Consider the following 8,755-nt stretch of genomic DNA (forward strand, 5'->3'; position numbering starts at 1 on the left):
TAAATCAGCTTTGCGCATTTACGTGCTGAACGACCGGAACAGATGCAGGCAGGCGCGGGTTGCCCGCCTATCCCTGTAAGGAGAAACGCTATGGGCGATAGCCTGACGCCGGCACGCGATGACGCGCCGCTAAGCACATCCAAGCGCGCCGACAAGATTGAAGAGGCCACCGTGTCGCTGGTCGAGGCGAAAGGCGACACCCTTTTGGCCAAGACGGTCACTATTAACCGTCCGCGTCAGGTGCTCTATGACTTTTGGCGTGAGCTCGAAAATCTGCCCAGCTTCATGGAGAATGTTGAGCGGGTCGAAGCGGTAGGTGACGGTCGCTATCGCTGGGTCGTCAAGGCGCCAGCGGGTAAAAGTGTTGAATGGATTGCCGCAATCACGGAGGATCGACCGGGGGAGGTCATCGCCTGGGCGTCGGAAGACGGTGCGGATGTCGCTAATAGTGGCCGCATCGACTTTCGCGACGCGCCCGGCGGACGCGGCTCGTGGATAACGGCTACCATTCTCTATGATCCACCGGGCGGCATCATCGGCAAATTGGTGGCGAAGCTGTTCCAGCGCGAGCCCGCCATTCAGGCACGCCGCGATCTGCGTCGCTTCAAGCAATTGATGGAAACCGGCGAGGTCGCCACCAGCGCCCGCACCGCCACACAACTGGCCGAGGAGATGAACTGATGCGCGCCCTTACCTGGCATGGGAAGCATGATGTCCGCGTCGACACGGTGGATGATCCGGAAATCCTCAATCCCCGTGATGCGATCATAAAGATCACCTCGACCGCCATTTGCGGTTCCGACCTCCATCTTTACGATGGCTATATCCCCACGATGCAGGCCGGCGACATATTGGGCCATGAGTTCATGGGCGAGGTTGTGGAAACGGGCCCTAAATCGACCCTGCAAAGGGGGCAGCGTGTTGTCGTTCCCTTCACCATCGCTTGCGGCAGCTGTTTCCATTGCAGCAAGCATCAATATTCCGCCTGCGACAATGGCCTTCCCGCCGATAATCAGGATATCGCGCAGGCCGCCTATGGCCAGCCCATGTCCGGCCTCTTTGGCTATAGCCACATGACCGGCGGCTATGCGGGCGGTCAGGCCGAATATGTCCGCGTTCCCTTCTCCGACGTCGGCCCGATCGTCGTTCCCGATGGCGTCGATGACGACAAGGTATTGTTTCTATCCGACATCTTGCCGACCGGATGGCAGGCTGCAGAGAATGCCGGGATTGAACCTGGCGACACTGTGGCTGTCTGGGGCTGCGGCCCGGTCGGCCTCTTCTGCGTTCAGTCCGCCTTCTTGATGGGGGCCGAGCGCGTCATCGCAATCGATCATTTCCCCAACCGGCTGGATCTGGCCCGCAGGTTCGGCGCGGAAACGATCAATTATGAAGAGAGCAACACCTATGAAGCGCTGATGGAGATGACCGGCGGCATCGGCCCCGACGCCTGCATCGACGCCGTCGGGCTGGAGGCGCATGGCTTCTTCGCGGACAATGTCTGGGACCAGATCAAGGTGTCGACCTTTACCGGCACTGACCGGACGCACAGCATCCGGCAGGCGATCCTGGCGTGCCGCAAGGGCGGACGCGTATCGATGCCCGCGGTTTATGGCGGTTTCGTCGACAAGTTCCCGCTGGGTGCCTTCATGGAGAAAGGGCTGACGCTCAAAACCGGCCAGACCCACGTTCAACATTATATGCCCGCGCTGCTCGATGCGATCATGGAAGACAAGATCGATACGACCTTCCTCATCAGCCACCGCATGCCACTGGAACAGGCCGCGGAAGGCTACAAGATGTTCCATGACAAGCAGAATGAAGTGACCAAGATCGTGTTGAAGCCCGGCCTGGACCTGCAACCAACAATCTAAGGAAAACGAGCCATGGCATCACCCAAATTCGCGATCGTCACCGGCGCATCCACTGGCATAGGCTTTGAACTCGCGCATCTCGCTGCGCAAAATGGCTATGACCTGCTGGTCGCAGCGGACGAGCCGCTGATCGATGCCGCGGCCACCGACTTCCGCCGCCACGGCGTGGAAGTCCAGACGGTGGTGGCCGATCTGTCGACGCTGGAAGGCGTAGACAGGCTGCTGGCCGCCACCCATGGCCGGTCAGTCGACCTCCTTTGCGCCAATGCAGGCAGAGGGCTGGGCCATGGTTTTCTCGACCAGCAGGTCGCCGACTGGCGCCGGGTGATCGACACAAACATCACCGGCACACTCTATTTGTTGCACACTCTGCTCAAATCCATGGTCGATCGGAATGCAGGCAAAGTCCTCATCACCGGATCGATTGCCGGCTTTATCCCCGGCAGTTTCCAGGCTGTCTATAACGGCAGCAAGGCATTCATCGACAGCTTCGCCGATGCGATCCGCAACGAGATCAAGGATGCCAAAGGCGTCACCGTCACTAACCTGATGCCCGGCCCAACGGAAACCGAATTCTTTGATCGTGCCGAAATGCAGGACACCAGCGTCGGCACCCAGCAAAAGGACGATCCGGCCAAGGTCGCTCAGGACGGCTGGGACGCACTGATGGCCGGAAAGGCGCATGTCATATCGGGCTGGAAGAACAAGCTCCAGGCTGCCGCAGCCCATGTGACCCCAGCCAATATTCTGGCGGAACAGCATCGCAAGATGGCAGAACCTGGATCAGGAGGAGAGCAATGACCGAAAAAAAACCCGATCCTCGGGAAGACTCCGAAACGCCGCGCGGACCGCTTGGCGACCCATTGCCAGGGCGCGAAAAGGCAGACCCCCGGACCGGCGGCGCTCAGAAACAGGAGGACGTCGACGACCGGCCCAATGTCGGCACGGTAAAACCCGATGACTATCCTCAGGCCGACAGAGAATCGTCACGTCCTTGATTGGCGTGCCGAGGCCCCCGCAGCCCCGGCGACTTAGTGACGCCTTCCATAGCGCTTGGAGAAATATCAAATGATCACGCCCGTCCGATACTCCCCCGATGTGGAACGGATAGAGCCCGACGAGGCAGAAACCCTGGCAGGGCTTGAAAAGCAATTTCACAAGATCCTGGACATTACTTCGCGTGATTACGGCCATGCCGTCAGAGCCGTCCATGCCAAAGGCCATGGATTGGTGAAGGGGCGGCTGGCAATAGCGCCGGATCTGCCCAAAGAACTCGCTCAGGGGCTGTTCGGCAATGCGGGTGACTATGAAGCTATTGTGCGCTTTTCGACAAATGCGGGCGATATTCTCGACGATTCTGTCCGCCTTCCTCGCGGCATCGCACTTAAGATCCTGAACGTGAGTGGCGACCGTTTAACAGGCAGCGAGGACAAGACAACCCAAGACTTCATCATGGTAAATTCGCCAGCATTTGCTGCCCCAAATCCCAAGAAATTTCTAGGCAATCTCAAACTGCTGGCGACCACGACTGATAAGGCCGAAGCAGGAAAGAAGCTACTCTCCGCAATGCTGCGCGGATTTGAGGCGACGTTGGAAGCCGTCGGCACGCAGTCAGCCATGCTGACTACGCTTGGTGGTGCAAGGCCAGTCCATCCTTTGGGCGCCACCTACTTTAGCCAGACCCCCTTTCGCTTCGGAGACTATATCGCGAAATTCTCGCTCGCTCCGATCGGCGATAACATAGCTTTGAGTGACGAGGACATTCGTGCGACCGGCCGTCCGGATGCAATCCGAGAAGATTTGACTGCAAGTCTGCTCCAGGCCGGCGCGAAATGGGAGTTGCAAGTTCAACTCTGCACTGATCTCGAAAGGATGCCGATCGAAGATGCTTCGATCGTCTGGAGCGAGGCGGAAAGTCCTTTCCGGACCGTCGCGATATTAACCGTTCCACCACAACCAGGATGGAACTATGGATCAAGCGAAGAAGCGGAAGATCGTCTGTCGTTCAGTCCTTGGCATGGCCTTGCCGCGCACAGGCCATTGGGCGGGGTCAATCGGGTGCGACAGGACAGCTATCGTCACTCTGCAAACTATCGGAGCCGGTTCAACGGCTGCCCGCTACATGAGCCAGCAAGCCTCGAAAATGTCGAAATCTAACTATATTGGCATTAGGGAAGCAATGTCGGGAAGTGGTGAAAAATGCTACCAAAATCATATTCAGCAATCGCGACAAAACCGCCATAGCAAGTCGTGATTTGGTCCGCATCCGGGTAATAACCTTCGACATGGTCGAATTGAAGAGATCATGGCGGTCTCCAAGAGTTGACAGACCAACGCACTGTGATGCCGGGTTCAGTCAAAGCCCAATCGAACTAGCGCAAAACGTCGAAGCCAGCCCCCTGCCCGTTCAGCCAACGTAAGCTGCCCCATGAAACACTATTTATATTCTGCAGCAGCTCTACGGCCGTGCAAACAGCGTTGGTCGCATTGCCATTTTTCCCGCTTCAAAGCTGAGCCTGTATAAACTGATCGAGCTCGGTGGTCAGAAACAGATTTCAATGTGCGATCGGGCAAGCGGGCGCGGATAGATAGCCTGCCAGCCCGCAGCAGCAAATGTCATTTTGGGTGAAAGCGGGCTAAGATCTCAACTGCTACTTTGCCTTCCGGCGTTATTTTCGATCGTCAGACCTCGTCCGATGCCATCACATCTGCAGATTTGTTTTGCGAGGGTAACGAGGAACCGGCACCTCGCCAGAACGTTATCGAAATTCTCGATCGAAGGCCAAAGGTATGAATATGTCTGACGGTGCTGCAATGGAAACACCGAGGCTTTCGGACAAGGAATTCAAGTCAGAACTTGCCCGTGTCATTCCTCAGCTGCGCGCCTTCGGCCGCAGCCTTTGCGGAAATGCAGACGCCGCAGATGATCTTGTTCAGGAAACGATGCTGAAGGCCTGGCGCGCGCGCGACCGTTATATCGCTGGTACGAATTTCCGCGCCTGGACCTTTGTCATCCTGCGTAACCATTTCCTCAGTGATACGCGCCGCAAGCGTTTTGTGGGTGATTGGGATGATCTGGTCGCCGAACGCGTGTTGGCAGCCCCAGCCGGGCAGGACAGTTCTGTCGAACTTCGTGATACCATGCGGGCACTCACTCAGTTGCCCGTCCCGCAGCGCGAAGCCCTAATTTTGGTGGGTGCTGGCGGCATTTCTTATGAGGAGGCCGCCGAGATCGCTGGGGTAGCTGTTGGAACTATCAAAAGCCGGGTCGCTCGAGCACGTATCGCTCTGGAAGCGATCCTGAATAGCGGCAACCTTGATGGACAGCGAAGCGAGGTCGACTGCAAAACCGATGCCGTCATATCAATTTTTGCTTATATTGAAGAAATTCAGTCACGCCAAACCGAAGTGATCAAGTCAGACAGATACTCAGCCTTGACGACAGCCGCCTGATCAATTCGAAGCAACGTCCAGCTTGCTTCACCGCGCCCTTCTAAGCGCTTGATAAGCTGGTATCCTGCCGATCGCCAGCAGAACACCCTGCCATGCCCAAGGTCCATCGATCCGATAAAGGGCATTAAATGAAGGCCTGCTTGGCAGATGGGCTATGACAGTCGCGCAATTGGCGGTTTCAAGCCAGCCAATGATATAGCGCTATCAACCACTATCAGGACGATCAGCGTGACCGCGACAAGTTTCATGGTCTCGCCTGATCAGGTTGATGCGATCGCTACCCGTGCCGAACCGACCGGTGTCGACATAAACGAAATTGCTCTCGGGATAATAGCCGACCTCGCCAGCTAGCAGCGAAAGCGCCACTTATGAAGGTTCGCGAGGTTTGATGTCGAACGCCTTGCCCAATATATGCGGGCTCTTGGACGCGAGGCTCTAGGTGGTGTGGACACTTATCTGAGCCATAGGACGGTAGCGGCGAGTGTTACGACGGCAAGGTAGTTTCGAGCGGTTTTTTCGAAGCGTGTGGCGACACGCCGGAACTGCTTGAGTTTGCTGAAGCAGCATTCAACGAGATGGCGCTGGGCGTAGAGATCTTTGTCGAGCGGATGTTTGCGGGCGCGCGACGGGTTGCTGGGGATGACAGCGACAGCACCCTTTGCAGCGATGGCCTGCCGGAAGTGATCGGCATCGTAGGCTGTATCGGCCATGATGACCTTGGCTGGCAGTCCATCGATCAGCGGTGCGGCTTGCGGCACATCGCCGCGATGACCGGCGGTGAGAGCGAACCGGACCGGGCAGCCCAGCCCGCGAACAGCAAGGTGGATCTTGGTGCTCAGGCCACCGCGCGAACGGCCAATGGCTTGATCTTCAGCCCCCCTTTTTTGGCCCCCGCCGCATGTTGATGGGCACGAACCACGGTAGAATCGACGATCAGATATTCGAAGTCCGGATCATCGGACATCGCCTCGAATATCCGCCACCATACGCCCTTCGCGCTCCATCGGCTGAAACGCCGGAAAACGCTATTCCAGTCCCCAAACACTTCTGGAAGGTCGCGCCAGGGGGCGCCCGTCCGCACGATCCAGAGCACAGCCTCAACGAACATCCGGTTGTCCCGGCCCGTCGAACCTTTCTGATCAGGACGCCCGATGATCAGCGGCGCCATCCGCTCCCACGACGCATCGCTCAGCACCAATCGATCCATCACACCCAAAGCCGCCTCCAAAAGACAGCCTTGAATCAGACTTCACCGTAAATGGAAATCCTTAGAGTCCACACCACCTAGGGTCTACGCTTCAACCGATCAGGAGGCCTTTTCCCTCTCATGCCGACAGCGCAGCCACCCCGGCTAAGATCCGGCCAGCGATCGATGCCACTCCGTAAATGCGCGGCTCGGCGAAATAATGGCTGGCCCACATACCGATGCCCGCGATCGCACGACCGAGGAGCGCCGCGCTATCCTCAAACAGAAGGCTGAAGCCGGCTGGATCTTTCGACCGCCACCCGATGCATGGGGAATGCCGAGTTCAACCCATTTTGCTGATCAGCCAAGTGCGTCCCTGCGCACCCAAAGGCTTACCGAGCCAGGTGTCATCCGCACAGTTAGCTTACCCGCCGCGTCAGCGATGCGCTCCTCGCCGCAATGCCCACGAAAATCTACAAACGCCGCGTCGGCATGACTGCTGCCCAGATCCACGGTCTTTTCCATGCCGTCACGGTTGGCGAGAATGAGGACGGCGCCGGGCTGCGCGTCCGTACCATGTCGCACGACCATGAGGCAGTGCGGATCGTCGAAAACGTCTGTCTGCACGCCGTGGGCGAAGCGATTGCGGGCTTCAACGAGACGCGGCAGGCAGTCGACGGGGGCAATCACTATGTCATGCATCTCTCCGTCACCACCTTTGTCACAGTAGCGCGCGCCGTAGAGGTCGGGATGGAAGAGGCAGGGCGTACCTCGCTCCCGCATAAGGATCAGCGCATAGGCGTGGGGCTTGAACCAGTCCTCGACCGGCGCCTCTAGCGCTTGCAGCGGCTGAGTGTCATGATTGCCCACGATCATCACCGCATGATCTGGCATGGCTTCGACGAGCGTACCGTCGAACAGGGTCCGAAGGTCGAATTCGCCGCCGGCGCGCGAGGCTTCGTAAAAGCGATGATGTAATGCAACGTCGAACAACATCAATTGCCGATCAACCTGCTCGAGATACTGGCCCAGCGCCGCCATGTCGGGATGCCAATATTCAGCTACCACGAAAAGCTCGGGATCGACGCTCTCACGCATATGGCCAACCCAGTCGCGGAAGAACCAGGCGGGGATATGTTTGGCAGCATCAAGACGGAAGCCATTGCACGGCACCTGCTCGGCAAGCCACCGCCCCCAATATTTCAGTTCCTCATAAACAGCGTTGTTCCTAAATTCGACGTCGGCACCCATAAGATAATCATAGTTGCCATTCTCGCCATCGACCTCGTCATGCCATTCTCCGTCTCCATAGTCGTTGACGAGACGGAAGACCCCATCCTCGTCCGGTCCTTCGACATGATCCACACCCGTGAAGCATCGACTGTCCCAGACGAACTGCGAATATTGCCCTTGCCGGGCGGGAAAGGTGAAGCGTGTCCAGGCATGAGCTTCAAAAGCATCTTCCTCGATCTGAGTGCGATCATCAGGGTTCGTGCGGCGCACGCGGACGGGCTCAATCTCGTCTGCGCCGATCTTGTGGTTGAAGACGACGTCATGGATCACGCCGATCCCGGCGTCACGCAGGGCTTGGGTTGCGCTTTCGAGCTTGGACCGGTCCCCATAGCGGGTTGCGATCGAACCCTTTTGATCAAATTCGCCAAGATCGAACAAATCGTAGCTATCGTAGCCTACGGACTGCTGACCCGAAGCGCCTTTATATGCAGGTGGGAGCCAGACATCAGTCACGCCCATGGTAGCACGCTCAGCAGAAGCCCTCGCCAGCTCGTTCCAGAGCGAACCGTCGGCAGGATAATACCAGTGAAAGAATTGGAGCAGCGTGCGAGAAGCCATGGAAAATCCTTGGTCAGAGGCCGCCAGTTAACGAGCAGCAAATGCGTCATTTGCAGTGCACCAAAAAATCTCGCTGATCTGCATCAAGCGTCGCATCTATTATGAACGCTGAGCATTTACCTTCCGCTGCCTATTGCGGCATCGCATGGAGGGTTTCTTGCAGAACAACCTTGATGATCGCATTCGCGAGCGGGCACACGCCATCTGGGAAGCGCAGGGACATCCCGATGGGCTCGCCGAGGAACATTGGCGTCAGGCCACGGAGGAAGTGACGCAAGTAGATAGGCTGGCCGAACTTCCCCCTCCCCTCGCTACCGGAGCAGCGGCACACGCACTCACCAAGGCAAGGCCGCCGAAATCCAAGGTCTGAACCGGTTGGATGTTGCCCGTT

At 57.7% G+C, this 8,755-nt stretch carries 9 protein-coding genes; 7 read left to right on the top strand and 2 right to left on the bottom strand.

Annotation, left to right across the window (positions count from 1 at the left end; translation table 11 throughout):
• Positions 1–90: 90 nt before the first annotated feature.
• The 6 genes from ACNHGR_RS05805 (at position 91) to ACNHGR_RS05830 (ending at position 5,327) form a co-directional block, all read left to right on the top strand.
• The gene (locus tag ACNHGR_RS05805) at positions 91–681 is read left to right on the top strand and encodes an SRPBCC family protein (protein ID WP_475284613.1); all 591 of its coding nucleotides are present in this window, start codon (positions 91–93) and stop codon (positions 679–681) included.
• Entirely contained in the window at positions 681–1,874 is a 1,194-nt protein-coding gene (locus tag ACNHGR_RS05810; protein ID WP_475284615.1) for a zinc-dependent alcohol dehydrogenase, read from the top strand. The genes ACNHGR_RS05805 and ACNHGR_RS05810 overlap by 1 nt, the downstream gene beginning before the upstream one ends.
• Positions 1,875–1,886: 12 nt before the next feature.
• On the top strand, positions 1,887–2,675 hold the full coding sequence (locus ACNHGR_RS05815) for an SDR family NAD(P)-dependent oxidoreductase (RefSeq protein ID WP_475284617.1): 789 nt from the start codon (positions 1,887–1,889) through the stop codon (positions 2,673–2,675).
• The gene (locus ACNHGR_RS05820) at positions 2,672–2,872 is read left to right on the top strand and encodes a hypothetical protein (protein ID WP_475284619.1); all 201 of its coding nucleotides are present in this window, start codon (positions 2,672–2,674) and stop codon (positions 2,870–2,872) included. Before ACNHGR_RS05815 ends, ACNHGR_RS05820 begins: the two co-directional genes overlap by 4 nt.
• 70 nt (positions 2,873–2,942) lie before the next feature.
• Entirely contained in the window at positions 2,943–4,031 is a 1,089-nt protein-coding gene (locus tag ACNHGR_RS05825) for a catalase family protein (protein WP_475284621.1), read from the top strand.
• 639 nt (positions 4,032–4,670) lie between these two features.
• Entirely contained in the window at positions 4,671–5,327 is a 657-nt protein-coding gene (locus ACNHGR_RS05830) for a sigma-70 family RNA polymerase sigma factor (protein ID WP_475288336.1), read from the top strand.
• 452 nt (positions 5,328–5,779) lie between these two features.
• Here the strand turns inward: ACNHGR_RS05830 and ACNHGR_RS05835 are convergent.
• A protein-coding gene (locus ACNHGR_RS05835; RefSeq protein ID WP_475288337.1) for an IS5 family transposase occupies positions 5,780–6,534 on the bottom strand; the annotation gives its coding sequence in 2 pieces (ribosomal slippage) (positions 5,780–6,201 and positions 6,201–6,534; 756 coding nt in all).
• A 339-nt stretch (positions 6,535–6,873) separates the two neighbouring features.
• Entirely contained in the window at positions 6,874–8,364 is a 1,491-nt protein-coding gene (gene amyA, locus ACNHGR_RS05840) for an alpha-amylase (protein ID WP_475284623.1), read from the bottom strand.
• A 157-nt stretch (positions 8,365–8,521) separates the two neighbouring features.
• Here amyA and ACNHGR_RS05845 point away from each other — a divergent pair, with 157 nt between their 5' ends.
• Positions 8,522–8,734 carry a DUF2934 domain-containing protein gene (locus ACNHGR_RS05845; protein ID WP_475284624.1) on the top strand — a complete coding sequence of 71 codons (213 nt, stop codon included), beginning with the start codon at positions 8,522–8,524 and terminating at the stop codon, positions 8,732–8,734.
• Positions 8,735–8,755: the final 21 nt, after the last annotated feature.

The organism is Sphingobium sp. RS1 (genome assembly GCF_056156825.1).